The organism is Pseudooceanicola batsensis HTCC2597 (assembly GCF_000152725.1).
GTDB classification, from domain to species: Bacteria; Pseudomonadota; Alphaproteobacteria; order Rhodobacterales; family Rhodobacteraceae; genus Pseudooceanicola; species Pseudooceanicola batsensis.
Map to the genome: position 1 here is coordinate 1,124,719 of NZ_CH724131.1, position 15,512 is coordinate 1,140,230.

General features: G+C 68.1%; 14 protein-coding genes. 11 read left to right on the forward strand and 3 right to left on the reverse strand.

Annotated elements, in window-relative coordinates:
• The first annotated feature begins 63 nt into the window (after positions 1-63).
• From OB2597_RS09430 to OB2597_RS09465, 9 genes are all read left to right on the forward strand, one after another.
• Positions 64-2,538, forward strand: a complete 2,475-nt coding sequence (locus tag OB2597_RS09430; protein WP_009805312.1) for a vitamin K epoxide reductase family protein — start codon at positions 64-66, stop codon at positions 2,536-2,538.
• A complete protein-coding gene (locus OB2597_RS09435; protein ID WP_009805313.1) occupies positions 2,535-3,569 on the forward strand; it encodes a sodium:calcium antiporter in 1,035 nt (344 codons plus the stop codon). Before OB2597_RS09430 ends, OB2597_RS09435 begins: the two co-directional genes overlap by 4 nt.
• 267 nt (positions 3,570-3,836) lie before the next feature.
• A complete protein-coding gene (gene hemP / locus OB2597_RS21450) occupies positions 3,837-4,010 on the forward strand; it encodes a hemin uptake protein HemP (RefSeq protein ID WP_009805314.1) in 174 nt (57 codons plus the stop codon).
• A 98-nt stretch (positions 4,011-4,108) separates the two neighbouring features.
• A complete protein-coding gene (locus tag OB2597_RS09440) occupies positions 4,109-4,579 on the forward strand; it encodes a hypothetical protein (protein WP_009805315.1) in 471 nt (156 codons plus the stop codon).
• On the forward strand, positions 4,576-5,226 hold the full coding sequence (locus OB2597_RS09445) for a MotA/TolQ/ExbB proton channel family protein (RefSeq protein ID WP_009805316.1): 651 nt from the start codon (positions 4,576-4,578) through the stop codon (positions 5,224-5,226). Before OB2597_RS09440 ends, OB2597_RS09445 begins: the two co-directional genes overlap by 4 nt.
• Complete coding sequence (locus OB2597_RS09450; RefSeq protein WP_148234710.1) at positions 5,219-5,599, forward strand: ExbD/TolR family protein; 381 nt, start codon at positions 5,219-5,221, stop codon at positions 5,597-5,599. The genes OB2597_RS09445 and OB2597_RS09450 overlap by 8 nt, the downstream gene beginning before the upstream one ends.
• Positions 5,596-5,982, forward strand: coding sequence for an ExbD/TolR family protein (locus OB2597_RS09455; RefSeq protein WP_009805318.1), 387 nt, complete (start codon positions 5,596-5,598; stop codon positions 5,980-5,982). Before OB2597_RS09450 ends, OB2597_RS09455 begins: the two co-directional genes overlap by 4 nt.
• Positions 5,979-7,085: a TonB family protein gene (locus tag OB2597_RS09460; RefSeq protein ID WP_009805319.1), complete on the forward strand. Its 1,107-nt coding sequence runs from the start codon at positions 5,979-5,981 to the stop codon at positions 7,083-7,085. Before OB2597_RS09455 ends, OB2597_RS09460 begins: the two co-directional genes overlap by 4 nt.
• A gap of 40 nt (positions 7,086-7,125) precedes the next feature.
• Positions 7,126-7,410 carry a DUF2218 domain-containing protein gene (locus tag OB2597_RS09465; protein ID WP_040609658.1) on the forward strand — a complete coding sequence of 95 codons (285 nt, stop codon included), beginning with the start codon at positions 7,126-7,128 and terminating at the stop codon, positions 7,408-7,410.
• 112 nt (positions 7,411-7,522) lie between these two features.
• Here the strand turns inward: OB2597_RS09465 and OB2597_RS09470 are convergent, their stop codons facing one another.
• From OB2597_RS09470 to OB2597_RS09480, 3 genes are all read right to left on the reverse strand, one after another.
• Positions 7,523-9,484: a TonB-dependent receptor domain-containing protein gene (locus tag OB2597_RS09470; RefSeq protein ID WP_009805321.1), complete on the reverse strand. Its 1,962-nt coding sequence runs from the start codon at positions 9,482-9,484 to the stop codon at positions 7,523-7,525.
• A 408-nt stretch (positions 9,485-9,892) separates the two neighbouring features.
• Positions 9,893-12,097 carry an NADP-dependent isocitrate dehydrogenase gene (locus OB2597_RS09475; RefSeq protein ID WP_009805322.1) on the reverse strand — a complete coding sequence of 735 codons (2,205 nt, stop codon included), beginning with the start codon at positions 12,095-12,097 and terminating at the stop codon, positions 9,893-9,895.
• Between the two features lie 744 nt (positions 12,098-12,841).
• Positions 12,842-13,348, reverse strand: a complete 507-nt coding sequence (locus OB2597_RS09480; RefSeq protein ID WP_009805323.1) for a MarR family winged helix-turn-helix transcriptional regulator — start codon at positions 13,346-13,348, stop codon at positions 12,842-12,844.
• Positions 13,349-13,588: 240 nt separating this feature from the next.
• On the opposite strand from OB2597_RS09480, the gene ectA reads away from it, so the two are divergent.
• Entirely contained in the window at positions 13,589-14,125 is a 537-nt protein-coding gene (gene ectA / locus OB2597_RS09485; RefSeq protein ID WP_040609236.1) for a diaminobutyrate acetyltransferase, read from the forward strand.
• 90 nt (positions 14,126-14,215) lie between these two features.
• A complete protein-coding gene (gene ectB, locus OB2597_RS09490) occupies positions 14,216-15,511 on the forward strand; it encodes a diaminobutyrate--2-oxoglutarate transaminase (protein WP_009805325.1) in 1,296 nt (431 codons plus the stop codon).
• Position 15,512: the final 1 nt, after the last annotated feature.

Sequence of the window (15,512 nt, forward strand, 5' to 3'; positions counted from 1 at the left end):
CGATCAGAGAGCAATCGGAGCGCGACCGTCCGCCGCCGCGATTCCGGACGGAAAGGCCGCCGGATGGTGACCGGCGACACCGAAGCATCCTCGAAACCGCTGATCGTCGTCACCGGCGCGGGGGGCAGCCTCGGCTCGGCGCTGACCCGACGCCTTGCGGGCGATTACGAGGTGATGGGGCTGGACCTCGACGAAGGCGAAGGGATCATAGGGTGCGACATCACCGACCCGGAGTCGGTCGACGCTGCCCTGGAAACGATCCGGGACACGCATGGCGACCACATCGCCGCCGTCATCCATCTGGCCGCCTATTTCGACTTTTCGGGCGAGGAAAGCCCGCTTTACGACAAGGTCAATGTCGAAGGCACGCGCAACCTGCTGCGCGCGCTCGGTCGCTTCCGCGTCGACCGGTTCATCTATTCCGGCACCATGCTGGTCCATCGCCCCGGCGCGCCGGGGATGCCCATCGACGAAGAGACCCCGATCGACCCCGCCTGGGCCTATCCCATCTCGAAGGCGCGCACCGAAGAGGTGATCCGCGACGAGCACGGCGGCATCCCCTATGCGCTGCTGCATCTCGCCGGGCTCTACGACGAGCACGCCGCCGTTCCCACGCTGGCCGAACAGATCCGCCGGATCTACGAACGCGATCCCAAGGGGCACGCCTATTCCGGCGATCTCTCGACCGGCCAGTCCTTCCTTCACCGCGAGGACATGCTGGAGGCCTTCGCCCGCACCGTGGACCGCCGCTCGGACCTGCCCGAGGAGGTGACGATCCTGATCGGCGAATCCGAGGCCATGGGCTATGACGCCCTGCAGCGCCGCATCGCCTGGCTGATCCACGGCACCGAGGACTGGCAGACCCTGTCGGTTCCCAAGCCGATCGCCGCCGCCGGTGCCTGGGCCCAGGTCAAGGCCGAGCCGGTGGTGCCGGACGCCTTCGACCAGGGCGAGGAGCCCTTTATCAAGCCGTTCATGATCCGCATGGCCGACGATCACTACGAGCTCGACACCTCGCGCGCGGCCGACCTGCTGGGGTGGTCCCCCCGTCACAGCCTGCGCGAGACCCTGCCCGCGATGATCGCCAACCTGAAGGCCGATCCCGCTGGCTGGTACGAGGCCAACGGCCTGACGAAACCCCACTGGCTTCAGGTCGCGGAAGAACGCGGCGATCCCGAAGCCCTGCGCAGCCGCCGCGAGGAGGAGTTCCGCACCGCACATGCGCGGAATGTATGGGCGCAGTTCCTGAACATCGGCCTGGGCGGGTGGATGATGACCGCGCCGGTCATCCTGGGCTATGGCGGCGCGACCTGGATGACCGTCAGCGACGTGGCCGCCGGCCTTCTGGTGATGATCGGCAGCTTTATCGCGCTCTCCTGGCGCGCGGCGCTGGTCAGGTGGGGCGTCGCCGCGGTGGCGGCCTGGATCATGACCGCGCCGCTGATCTTCTGGACCGAAAGCGCGGCGGCCTACCTGAACGGCACGCTCGCCGGGGCGCTGATCTTCGCCCTCGCCGTCTGTGTCCGGCCCGCACCCGGCGTCGGAACCATGGCGGCCACGACGGGGCCGACCGTGCCGCCGGGCTGGGACTATTCCCCCTCGGACTGGACGCAGCGGATGCCGGTCATCGGACTGGCCTTCATCGGGCTCTTCGTGTCGCGCTATCTCGCGGCCTACCAGATGGGGCATGTCGACGGGGTATGGGAGCCGTTCTTCGCCGGCAGCGCCCAGGACCCGCAGAACGGCACCGAGGAAATCATCACCTCGGACATCTCCGAGGCCTGGCCGGTTCCGGACGCGGGCCTGGGCGCGCTGACCTATCTGCTGGAGATCCTGATCGGCTTCATCGGCTCGGCTCGGCGTTGGCGGACCATGCCCTGGCTGGTGCTGATCTTCGGCATCATGATCGTGCCCCTGGGGGTCGTCTCGATCACCTTCATCGTGATCCAGCCGATCCTGCTGGGCACCTGGTGCACGCTCTGCCTGATCACCGCCGCCGCCATGCTGATCCAGATCCCCTATGCGGTGGACGAGCTGATCGCCACCTGCCAGTTCCTGCGCCGCCGCAAGCGCGCGGGCGCGCCGCTGCTGCGGGTCTTCCTGACCGGCGACACGGACGAGGGGCCGGACGACCGGACGGACGAGAGTTTCGAACGGCGCCCCCTCGCGGTGGTGCGCGACATGCTCGGCGGTGGCGTCAGCGTCACCTGGGGCCTGCTGGCCAGCATCGCGATCGGCGTCTGGCTGATGTTCACGCGGCTGACGCTGGGCACCGAGGGGATGCTGGCGGATACCGACCACCTGATCGGCGCGCTCGCCGTCACGATCGCCGTCAGCGCCATGGCCGAGAGCATCCGCGCGGCGCGGTTCCTCAACATCTGCCTCGGCGCCGCGCTGGTGATCTGCGCCTTCGTGATGGAGGCGACCTGGCTTCAGAGCGGGGCCGACATCGCCGCCGGCATCGCGCTGATGATCGCCAGCATCCCGCGCGGCCCCGTACGCCACAGCTACGGCTCGTGGTCCCGCGTGGTCGTATGAGCGGCTGGATCGAAAGCCTGCCGATCGGCCTCAGCGCGGCGCTGTTTCTCGGCGCCGCCGTGGTGGTCTGGATCGCCGGCACGCGCCTGTCGCGGCTGGCGGATGCCATCGCGCGCCGGACCGGGATCGGCCAGGCGACCCTGGGCGTGCTTCTGCTGGGCGGCGTCACCTCGCTCCCCGAGATTGCCGTGGCGGGCAGTGCCGCCTTCGCCGGCAACGGGCCGCTGGCGGTGAACAACCTGCTGGGCGGCTTCACCATGCAGGTGGCGATCCTGGCGCTCGCCGACGCGGTTTACCGGCGCGGCGCCCTGACCACGGCCGTGCCGGACCCGGTGGTGCTGCTGCAGGGCACGCTGGGCGTGATCCTCATGGCCCTGGTGGTGGCTGCCATCGCGGTCGGCGACCATCTGGTTCTGGGCGCGGGCCTCTGGAGCTGGGGCATCTTCACCGTCTTCCTCGTCTCGCTGCGCCTGCTGTCGTCGGCGCAGGGCCGGCTCGACTGGAAGGTGGTCGGCGAACCCCCCTCCGAGGACCTGCCCGACATCGAGACGCCCGACTTCGGCAAGAAGAGCCTGATCCTGCGCACCGCGGGGGTCGCCGCCGCGATCTTCGCCGCCGGCTGGCTGCTCTCGTCCACCGCCGAGACGCTGGCCGAGCGGACCGGACTGGGTCAGAGCTTCTTCGGCGCCGTCTTCGTGGCGATAGCCACCTCGCTGCCCGAGGTCTCGACGGTCGTCTCGGCGATGCGGCTCAAACGTTACGTCATGGCGGTCTCGGATATCCTGGGCACCAACCTTTTCGACATCGCGCTGATCCTTGTCGTCGACCTGGCCTATGTCGGCCCCGCGGTCCTGGGCGAGGCGGGCAGCTTCTCGATCCTGGCGGGCGTGCTCGGCATCCTCGTGACGGCGATCTACATGGCCGGCCTGCTGGAACGACGGGACCCGGCGGTCGCGGGCATCGGCCATGATTCGCTGGCCGTGGCGATCGTCTATCTCGGCGGCATCGCCCTGCTCTTCGGCATGCGGTGACCGGTGCGATGCGCCCGCCAACCGTGCGGCGCGGCGCCGGTGCGGAAAAGAAAACCCGGGATCGCATATCGAAAACTTGACTAATTTGATCGGACATTGAAAGAGTCGGGGCCATAAATCCGAGTCGAATGCTCGGATATTCGCATTCGCACCTCGGCGGTGCAGGTCCCAGCCACCCCAAGCGGCAGCCCGGACGTCAGAAACATGGAGAAACGGAATGACACCGGACCCGAACGGAACGGCCGACCAAGTCATGGCGAGGGCGCAATGGGCCTGATGCAACACGTACCCGCGCCAGAGTCCTGCAACGAAGCGGACGGAACCGTCACCTACGACGCCGAAGCGCTGATCCCCAATGGCGTGAAGGCCCAGATCGTCCTGGGCGGTCAGACCTACATCCTGCGGATCACCCGCGCCGGAAAGCTGATCCTGACCAAGTGACGCCCCGCGCCGGACGCACCGGACCGCCCCGCGCGACCGGTGCCGCCCGCGATCGATTCCGCCAGCCGAGAGCCCGCAGCAAAATGAGATTACCGCCCGTGTCATTCCCCCGTGCCATCCGGAGCCTTCCGGTCCTCGTCGCCGCCATCGGCCTGATGAGCCAGCCCGCCGCCGCCCAATCCGCCGCCCAACCCGCCGCGGAACAGCCCGCCGAGACCGGCGGACATCTCAGCATTCAGCTGAACGCGCTCGACCCCGTCGATGACGCCTGCCGCATCAGCTTTCTCATCCGGAACGGCCACGACCGCGACATCGCGCAGGCGGTCTTCGAGACGGTCCTCTTCGACACCGAGGGACGGGTCGACCGGTTGACGCTCTTCGATTTCGGCGACTTGCCTGCCAGCCGTCCGCGCGTGCGGCAGTTCCTCGTGCCGGGCCTCGACTGTGCCCGGCTGGGCCGCGTGCTCATCAACGGCGCCGAGACCTGCACGGGCGAGGGTGTCGAAGCGGCCGCCTGTTCCGACGGGCTGCAACTCGACAGCCGGACCGAGGCGGAGATCATCGGATGATCGAGACGCTGCAATCCGCCATCTTCCGCATCGCCGAACTGGGCGGTCCGGTGGTTCTGATCCTCGGCGCCCTCTCCATCCTCGTCCTGACTGTGGTGCTCTACAAGCTCTGGCAGTTCGCCGCATCGGGCGTCGGCCGTCACCGGGCGCTGCGCGACGCGATCCGCGCCTGGGACGCGGGCGAGCGGGCGGGCGCGCGGGGCCATCTCGACCGCTCCACCAGCTACCTGCGCCCGGTCGTGGCCATGGCGCTCGACGGACAGTCCGACGCCCCCCGGCTCGAGGCCGAGGCCGAGGCCCGGTTCGCCCGGCTGGAAAGCGGCTTCCGGCTGCTCGATTCCGTGGCGCAGCTGGCGCCCCTGCTGGGTCTCTTCGGAACGGTTCTCGGCATGATCTCGGCCTTCCAGGCCATGCAGGAGGCCGGCTCGCAGGTCGACCCTTCGGTCCTTGCGGGCGGCATCTGGGTCGCGCTGCTGACCACCGCCGTCGGTCTTGCCGTGGCCATGCCGACCGCCTTGGTGCTGAGCTGGTTCGAGGCGCGGATGGACGCCGACCGCGTGCTCGCCCAGACCGCGCTGCGCACGATCCTCGCCCCTTCGGGCCGGGCGGAGCACGCGCCGGACGGGGCGCAGCCCCTCCATGCGTAGACCCAAGGCACGGCGCAGGCTGTCGATGACGTCGCTGATCGACGTCATCTTTCTTCTGCTGCTCTTCTTCATGCTGTCCTCGACCTTTACCCGCTTTGCCGAGGTCGAGCTGGCCGCGGCGGGCGCCGGCGCGGGCCTCTCCGATGCGCGGCCGGTCTTTCTGCGCCTCACCCCCGGGACGCTGACCGTGAACGGCACCGAGAACACCCTCGCCGACCTGCCCGCGACGCTGGACACGCAGCGGCAGGAGGGGGCCGACCTGCCGGTTCTAGTCTCGCTCGGGGGCGAGGTCACGTCGCAGCGCCTGACCGATCTCCTCGTCGCGCTGCGGGCCGTGCCCGGCCTGCAGGTGACCGTGCTGGGGGCCGCATGATCCGCAAGCGCGCCAAATCGCAACGCGAACCCACCATCGCGCTGATCAACATCGTCTTCCTGATGCTGATCTTCTTCCTGGTGACCGGCACCCTGGCACGACCTCTGGACAAGGGGCTGACGCTGGTCCGCACGTCCGAACTGGAAGGCGCGGCGCCGCCCGATGCGCTGGTGATCCACGCCGATGGCCGCATGAGCTGGCGCGGCAGCGACATCTCCGAGGCCGGCGCGGTCCTCTCCACCCTGCCCGAGACGGACCGCGCCGTCATACGCCTCGTGCCCGACCGCGACCTCCCCGCCTCCCGCCTGGTCGAGATCGGTCGCACGCTGCGCGCCGCCGGGGCGGGCAAGGTGGTGGTGGTCACCGAACGGGGCCTGGAATGACCCGCTCGTCCCGCACCGCCAAGATCGCCGCCCTCTCTGTCGCGGTCGTGGCCCACGGGGCCATGGCCCTGGCCCTGATGCATAGGGAGGAAACACGCATGGAGGGGGCGAGCGGCGCCTCCGAGGTCCGCCTCGGCAATGCCTTCGAGGACCTCGCCACGGGCACCATCGCCCCCGACGCCGCCGAACGCGAGACCGAGCGAGAGACGCCCGACCGGATCGAGGCCGCGCAGCCCGACACCGTCGCGCGCGAAACCCCGCCCGATCCCGTCGAGACGCAGGCGCCCGACGCGGCCCGGCCCGCCACCGCCGAACCGGTCGAGGCGGAGCAGCCCGTCGCGACCGAGCGGACGACGGCCGAACGGGTTCCGGCCTCACCCCCGGCCCGGCCCGATCCGCAGACGCCCGCGATCCCCCTCACGCCCGAAGGCGCCCTGCCCCTCGCCGCATCGCAGGCAGAGGCCACAGACCGCGCCGAGGCCACGCCCGAAGCCCCCGCCGAGTCCGTGCAACCGGCCCAGGCGCCGGTGCAGTCCGCCGCCCTCGCCCCCAGACCTGAACCCCTGTCCGCCACGCGTGCCGCCCCTGCCGAACGGATCACCGGAACGACGCGGGACACCACCGCGCCGCCCGTCTCCAAGCGGCCCGCCCGCAGGCCGGAAAGCCTCGAGACAGCCGAGCCCCGCCCCGCGCCGAAACCCGCCCGGCCCGCGCGGCAGACCGCGCAGCCCTCGGCCCCCGGCAATGCCGCGCAGAACGCCCGCGCCGGCCAGGCCTCGGGTCAGGAACAGGCGCAGGCGCGTTCGAGCGGCAGCGGCGGCCGCGCGCAGGAGGCCGGCAACGCCGCGGCCAGCAACTATCCCGGCCTGGTCATGCGCAAGCTCTCGCGCGCGCGGAAACCGAACATCCGGACGCGCGGCACCGCCACCGTCGCCTTCAGCATCGCCGCGAACGGCCGTCTCTCGGGCGCGCGGATCCTCAGCAGTTCGGGCTCGTCCCGGGTGGACCAGGCGGCGTTGCAGGTCGTCCGGTCCGCCGCCCCGTTCCCGCGCCCGCCCAGTGGTGCGCAGCGGAATTTCTCGACACAGGTCATCTGGCGGTAGGACCGCCCCGGACACAACAAGAAGGGAAAATGACATGACGATGACGCAGACCGGAACCTTCCGGACCCCAAATGCCTCGCGGTATCTTCAGCAGCTCTGCAAGCATTTCGAACACAAGATCGCGGTGGACTACGACGACCGGAAGGGCAAGGCCGCCCTGCCTTCGGGCGAAGCGACGCTGGCCGCCTCCGACGAGGCGCTGACCGTGACCGTCTCGGCCGAGGACGATCCGGGGCTGGAACGCGCCCGGTTCATCGTCGACGATCACCTCAAGCGCTTCGCCTTCCGCGAGGACTGCCAGGGCATGGACTGGCGGGCGGACTGAACCCCGCCCGGCGGGCGCCTCGGCCCGCGTCGATCCCGTACCCCTGACCGAAACGAAAACGCCCCCGCCGATCTCCGGCGGGGGCGTCTGCATCGGGACGTCGCCCCCGCGGTCAGAACCGCATCGTCGCCGTCAGCGAGATCGTCCGCCCCGGCTCGTTCAGGGCGATGGCGTTCGGGGCGTTCACCCCGTCCGCGGACCGGCGGACGTAGGTGCTGTCGAAGACGTTCTCGACATCCAGCCGCAGTTCGAGCCCCGCGACGCTTTCGGGCTTGTAGCTGGCAAAGACGTTGACCACCTCGTACCCGGCGAGCGAGGCGGAACTGTCGGCAAGCGCGATCTGCGCATTGCCGCCGAGCCGCACCTCGTTCGTCACGTCGTAGCCCGCCTCGAACCCGAAGACATGACCCATCGGGCGCCCGTAGTAGTAGGAGGTCGAGGTCAGCGGCCCCTCGGACCCGGTCAGCGTCACATCCGCGTAGGTATAGTTCAGCCGGGCGAAACCGCGCGCGCCCGTGAAGGCGATCGAGCCGTCGAAGCCCTGCGAGGTCAGGTCCGAGGTCGCGCCCCGGCGGCCGCCGGTCGGCAGGATGTCGGCGATGTCGTTGATCTCGGTCCGGAAGAGCGCACCGCTCACCGACCACCGGCCGTCATCGTAGCGCAGCCCGACCCGCGCCGTCTGCGACTGCGAGGCCTGGAACCCGGCATAGCCCCACGGGGTGATGAAGTTCACCAGCGCCGCTTCGCCCAGCTCGTACCCGCCCCAGCTCGTTGCGAGGCCCGCGTTCAGGCTGACGGTGTCGGTCAGCGCATAATCGAGCATCCCGTTGACGCTAACGCCCGTGTCGGAAAGCTCGGTCCCGTCCGCCCCGGTAAACGCCTGGTAGTCGAAGCGCCCGCCGTAGGAGACCGACAGCCGGTCGGTCAGATCCTGCCGTGCCTGCGCGAAGAGGCCAACGCTCGTCAGCTCTTCGCGGCCGCTGTAGGTTCCGGCGAAGGGGCCGGCGGGGATGAAGGAGCGGCCCTCGCCCGTTTCGTGGAAGAAGTCGATCCCGGCCGTCACCGTGCCGTTGCCCAGCTGCCATTCGTTCTTGGCCACGCCGCTCAGGCTGGTGTTGGTCCCCTGGACGTCGCCGGCATCGGTTTCCTGCTCGTTGTAGCTCAGTTGCAGCGTGGGCGCGAACCACCCCTCCGGCGCCTCGTCGGTATAGGTGAGCGTATAGGACCTGCGGCTCGAATAGGCGTTGACCGGCACCGTCACGAGCCCGGGCACGCCGGTCAGGTCGGGCCGGATGGTCACGAAGCCGAAGACCGGATGCGCCTGCCCGCTTCTCACGCCGGTATCCTCGGTATGCGAGGCCGCGAAGGACAGCCGCTTGCCGGTGTCCGAGGTGAAGGCGATCTTGGCGACCAGCGCCGAGACGTCCGGAGCGGTGCCGGGCACCGTCACGCCGTCGCCGTCCTCGTAGGCGTCGCCGGTGTGGCGGGTGCCGCTCAGCAGCCATTCGAATCCACCCTGCCGGCCGAACAGGGTCAGCGACCGGCGGAACCCCTCGCCGTTGGTGCCGGCCCGCAGCGTCGTCAGCCCGCCGAACGTCTCGCCCGGGGCAAGGAAGTCGCGCGCATCCTTGGTCTCGTAGGCGAGACCGCCGGCCAGGGCGTTCGGTCCGGCATCCGCCGGCGCGATCCCCTCGCTCACCTCGACCGACTTCAGCAGCTGGGGATCGAGGAGGACGTTGCCCGAATGGTGAAAGGCGGACTTGTTCTGCCGCGCCCCGTCGATGGTCACCGACAGGAGGCTTTCCTCGATCCCGTTGACAAAGACCTTCTGCGCGATGGCGGCTCCGCCGCTGGCCGTCACCGACGACTCGCCGACGAAGACATCCGCGGCCGAGGCCGGATTGCGGTCCTCGATCTCCTCTTCCGTGATCTCGGCGTTGCCCAAAAGGGTCTGCGCGCCGGCGGTGTCGATCCGGAGCGTGCCCAGGAACTGGGTGTCGGCCTCCTGCGCCGTGGCGGCGCCGGCGAGGATGGTGGTGGAAAGCAGCAGGGCGCTGCGGGCTGTGGTGATCATGCTGATGTCCCTCGAAGATTCCTGCGTGGCTCGAACGACGGCGAGGGACGGCGTTGTGGCTGCGTGACTGGAGGCGGGAATAGTTGATAAAAACCGTCAGATCAATGACATTGTCCGGAATTCGCCGAGGCGGATCCCCGATGTGCATGAATTCCGGTCAGAAGCATCAGGGTGCGCGCGAGGTCGCCCCCCGGATCGCCGTTTTGCAAGAGAAGTGAAATAAAATCCGTTCCGAACGCCGCAAATCACACCAGAAAGGTTCGAATTTGGAAAGGTGAGACCGAGAACCGAACCGGGCCCCGATCCGAACCGGCTGGCGAACGCCCCCCCTGCAACGCCGGCTTCGCAACGAAAAAGGCCCGCCGCGTGTCACGCGCGACGGGCCTTGGAACCGGTGGTCCGACGGGATCAGTCGATGATCTCGTTCAGCGTCTTGGACGGCCGCATGACCGCGGCGACCTTGTCGGCGTCGGTGTGGTAGTAACCGCCCAGGTCCGCCGGCTTGCCCTGCGTCTCGGCCAGTTCGGCGAGGATGTCCTTTTCTCCGTCCACCAGCGCCTCGGCGATCGGTGCGAAGAAGTCGGCCAGTTCACCGTCCTTGTCCTGCCGCGCCAGCGCCTCGGCCCAGTAGCGGGCGAACCAGTAGTGGCTGTCCCGGTTGTCGGGTTCGCCGACCTTGCGCGAGGGGCTGCGGTCGTGATCCAGGATGCCCTGGGTCGCCGCGTCCACCCCTTCGCCGAGGATCCGCGCCTTCTCGTTCCCGCGGGCGTCCGCGAGAAACTTCAGCGACTCGCCGAGCGCGCAGAACTCGCCCAGGCTGTCCCAGCGGAGATGGCTTTCCTCCATCAGCTGCTGGACGTGCTTGGGCGCCGAGCCGCCCGCGCCGGTCTCGAACAGGCCGCCGCCGTTCATCAGCTTGACGATCGACAGCATCTTGGCCGAGGTCGCCAACTCGAGGATCGGGAACAGGTCGGTCAGGTAGTCGCGCAGCACGTTGCCGGTGATCGCGATGGAGTTCTTGCCCGAGGTTATCGTCTTGAGCGTCTGCACCGTCGCCTTGGCGGGCGACATGATCCGGAACTTCGAGGCGACGCCCTTCTCTTCCAGGATCGGCTTGACGTAGCGGATCAGCTCCGCGTCATGGGCGCGGTCCTCGTCGAGCCAGAAGATCGCCTCGCAGCCCTCGGCCTTCTGACGGTCGATGGCCAGGTTCACCCAGTCCTCGATCGGCGCCTTGCGGGCCGAGGCCGAACGCCAGATGTCGCCCTTCTCCACCTCGTGCTGATGCAGCACGGTGCCGTCGTCGAGGATCATCTTGACGGTGCCCGCCTGCGGGATCTCGAAGGTGGTCGGGTGGCTGCCGTATTCCTCGGCCTTCTGCGCCATCAGACCGATGTTCTGGACGGTGCCGGCGGTGGCCGGGTTCAGCTTGCCCTGCGCCTTGAAGAACTTGATCGTCTCGTCATAGACCGGCGCATAGGAATTGTCGGGGATGACGCAGGTCGTGTCATGCTGCTGGTTGTCCGGTCCCCAGCCCTTGCCGCCGTCGCGGATCAGCGCGGGCATCGAGGCGTCGATGATGACGTCCGACGGAACGTGCAGGTTGGTGATCCCCTTGTCGGAATTCACCATGTACATCGGCGGCCGCGTCGCACGCACATCCTCGATCGCCTTCATGATCTCGGGCTCGTCCTTGACCTTCTCCAGCAGCGCGCCGAGACCGCCGTTGGGATCCACCCCCAGCTCGTCCATGCGGTCGCCGTACTGGTCGAAGACCGGCTTGAGCCACTGCTTGACCGCATGGCCGAAGATGATCGGGTCCGAGACCTTCATCATCGTGGCCTTCATGTGCAGCGAAAAGAGCGTGCCCTCGGCCTTGGTCTTCTCGATCTCTTCCGCCAGGAACGCATCGAGCGCCCGGGCCGACATGTAGGTCGCGTCGACCACCGTTCCCGCCGGGTACGAGACGCCCTCCTTCAGGACGGTCTCTCCCTCGGCGGTCTCGAGCACGATCTTCGCCGTCGCCGCCCGGTCGAGCGTGGCCGAGACCTCGTTCGAGGAAAAGTCGCCGCCGTCCATCGAGGCGACGCGCGTCTTGCTGTCCTTCGTCCATTCGCCCATCCGGTGCGGATTGGCCTGGGCGTATTTCTTGACCGCGACGGCGGCACGGCGGTCCGAGTTGCCCTCGCGCAGGACGGGGTTCACGGCCGAGCCCTTGATCGTGTCGTACTTGGCACGGACGGCCTTCTCGTCCTCCGTCGCGGGCTCGTAGGGATAGTCGGGCAGCGCATAGCCCTGCCCCTGGAGTTCCTTGATCGCGGCGACGAGTTGCGGGACCGAGGCCGAGATGTTCGGCAGCTTGATCACGTTCGCCCCGGGCGTCTTGACCAGTTCGCCCAGCACGGCGAGATCGTCGGTGATCCGCTGCTCCTCGCTCAGGGCCTCGGGGAAGGTCGCGATGATCCGCCCCGCGAGCGAGATGTCGCGGGTGCCGACGCTGACACCCGCGGCCGCCGCGAATTTCCGGATGATCGGCAGAAGCGAGGCCGAGGCGAGCTCGGGCGCTTCGTCGACCTTGGTATAGATGATGTCGGGGGTTTTGCTGTCAGCCATTGGTCCACGCCTCGGATTGTTCTGCCGGACGCTTAACGCAGTGCGGAGGCGAGATCCACAGCGACCCGTGGCTGCGCGTCATTTTGCTGCATACATTGGCATACAATACCCGCCATCGGCGCGAGCCCCCGGTCGCGGACGGGCGAAGGGTCATCCTCGGCCCCGCGCCACCGACGTCGTCGGGCTTGATCCGAGGACCACCCGCCACCCCGCGCGCACCCGTCAGACTATTACACGCCTTGAGCACTTCCCGCCAATCGCAACCATCTCCCCAGGAGCCGAGCCCCGAGGTCCCCGGATCAAGTCCGAAGACGACCTCCCGCGGGGCCGGAAACGCACCGGCCGATCTCGTTGCAGGCGGAGAGCCCCATCAGGGCCCTTCGGTCCCTACCGCTCACGTGGCATCGCAGAAGGTGTCCCGGCCTTGCGCCGGGACCCCGCAGGCCATGCAACACGGCGCAGTCACAGGGCCACGCCCCACGCCGGCCCCCCGCAGGGCAACGCCACGCGCGCAGTCGCAGGGCAACGCCTCGCGCCGGAACCCGGCAGGCCATGCAACGCGCCGCAGCCGGAGGGCAACGCCCCGCGCGCGGTCGCCGCCTCAGCGGGGCCACGTTGGCCCGCGGGGCCCCGGCGCGGGGGCCGGGGCGCGATGGCGTTGCGCACGAGTATCACATCCCGCTGCATGCTTCCTTGAGGGCGCCTGGACGGGCGCCGGCCCGGTCCGGGGCCGGCGTTCGGGCGTCACTTGCGCTTCCCGGCCCCGTCGATCTCTCCCACGGTCAGCACGGGCGAGGCGTCGATCAGATGCGCGTCCAGCATTCCCGCCACACGTTCGAGCGAGGCGACGAGCTGGGCCTGTTCCCAGTCGGCCAGCTGGACGAATTCCCGCACGTACCGCTGTTGCAGGGCATCCGGCGCCTCCTCCAGCGCGGATCGCCCGGTCACGGTCAGGATGACGTTGGTCTGCCGCCGGTCGGTCTCGGACGGCACGCGCCGCACGTGTCCGCGCGCGACCAGCTTGTCGACGACCGAGGTCACGGTCGCCTGGGTCACGCCCATCCTCTGCGCCAGCGCCTTGGGCGTCGCCGTCTTGTCGGTCTGGCCGGCGATGATCTGCAGGACGCGCAGCTGCGCGGGCGACAGGCCCGCCGCGGAGGCGAGGTCGCGCTCGTACTGCTCTGTCGCGCGCAGGATGCGGCGCAGCGCGATCAGGCTCTCGTCAACTCGGTCCGGGTCGGTCTCGCTCATGTCGTCCTGTATGGCATTCGGCGGGGTTTCTTTCAATATTCAAAGCAATGAAGATAACCTTATGAAATTAACTTCATGCCTCGAAGTTTCCACATGGCCCGCAATACAACGGAATTCAACGGTTTTTCCACGATGCGGGACGGGTCCAGCCGAGATCGGGGAAGAAAATTGCTTAGACGGTTGAAACTTTCATGTCCTGAAGTTAGTTAGATAAGCGAAGCAACAAGAGGGCCAGACGAAATGCCAAAGGATCTTGAGCAGACCCGAAGTCGCAAACCCGTGCTGCGCAAACCCGAGACGACGGATGGTTCGGCCATCTGGGCGCTCGTGCGCGAGTGCAAGCCGCTCGACGAGAACTCCATGTACTGCAATCTCATCCAGGCGGACCACTTCCGCGACACCTGTGTCGTGGCCGAGGTCGACGGAGAGATTCTCGGATGGATTTCCGGTCACATGATCCCCAACGACGACGCGTTCTTCGTCTGGCAGGTGGCGGTCAGCCCCAAGGCCCGCGGAATGGGTCTGGGCCGCAAGATGCTGACGCATCTGATCGAACGTGACGAATGCGGCGAGGCAAAGGCCCTCAAGACCACGATCACCGAAGACAACGATGCCTCATGGGGCCTTTTCCGCAGCTTCGCCAAACATGTGGGCGGCGAACTCACGGACGAGCCGCACTACCATGAAGAAGATCACTTCGACGGGCACCACGACACCGAGCACATGGTGACGATCTCGCTGCCCGAAATGGACGACGACCTGGCGAAAGCCGCCTGATCCGTCCGGATCCGACTGCACGAATCCCGAACATGATCGGCGAGGCGCGGCCTCGCCCGACCCCTCATTCGTCCCGAAAGGACTGATCCGATGCCGAAAGACATGACACCCGACACCACCATCTACGAACGCCGCGAGAGCGAGGCACGCTCCTACTGCCGCTCCTTCCCGACGACCTTCGTCAAGGCGCAGGGCAGCGAGATGACCGACGCCGACGGCAACACCTACATCGACTTTCTCGCCGGCTGTTCCTCGCTGAACTACGGCCATGGCGACCCCGACATGAAGGCCGCGCTGATCGAGCACATCAGCCGCGACGGCATCTCGCATGGACTGGACATGCACACCGACGCCAAGGCGGACTTTCTCGAAGCCTACGAGAAGCACATTCTCGAGCCGCGGGGACTGGACTACAAGATCATGATGACCGGACCGACCGGCACCAATGCCGTCGAAGCCGCCATCAAGCTGGCCCGCAAGGTCACCGGCCGCCGCAACGTGATCGCCTTCACCAACGGCTTCCACGGCATGACGCTCGGCTCGCTGGCGCTGACCGGCAATTCCGGCAAGCGCAACGGCGCGGGCGGCGCGCATCTCGGCGACGTGACCCACCTGCCCTACGACGGCTCGATGGGCGACGGCGTCGACACGCTGCAGTTCATCGAGGCGATGCTGGAAAACGGCTCCTCGGGCGTCGACGCCCCCGCGGCCTTCATCTTCGAACCCGTGCAGGGCGAAGGCGGTCTGAACGCGGCCTCCGACGAATGGATGCAGGGGGTGGCACGGCTGGCGAAACGGCTCGGCGCGCTGCTGATCGTCGACGACATCCAATCGGGCTGCGGCCGCACCGGAACCTATTTCGCCTTCGAGCGCGCCGGGATCGAACCGGACATGGTGACCCAGGCAAAATCGCTTTCGGGCTACGGCCTGCCCTTCGCGGCACTGCTGATCAAGCCCGAGCACGACATCTGGAAGCCGGCCGAGCACAACGGCACCTTCCGGGGCAACAACCACGCCTTCGTTACGGGCCGCGTCGCGATCGAGAAGTTCTGGGCCGACAAGTCCTTCGAGAGCGAGCTCCAGTCGAAGGCCACGGTGCTCACCACCGGCCTGCAGGAGGTCGCGGATCTCATCCCCGGTGCCAAGCTCAAGGGCCGCGGCCTGATGCAGGGCGTCGACGTGGGATCGGGCGAACTGGCCGGAGAGATCTGCGCCCGCGCCTTCGAGAAGGGACTGATCATCGAGACATCGGGCGCCGACGACGAGGTCGTCAAGGTGCTCGCCCCGCTGACCACGCCGGACGAGATGTTCCGCAAGGGGCTCGGCATCCTGCTCGAGGCGGCCCGCGACGTGACCGACAACAACAACAAGATTGCAGCGGAGTAAA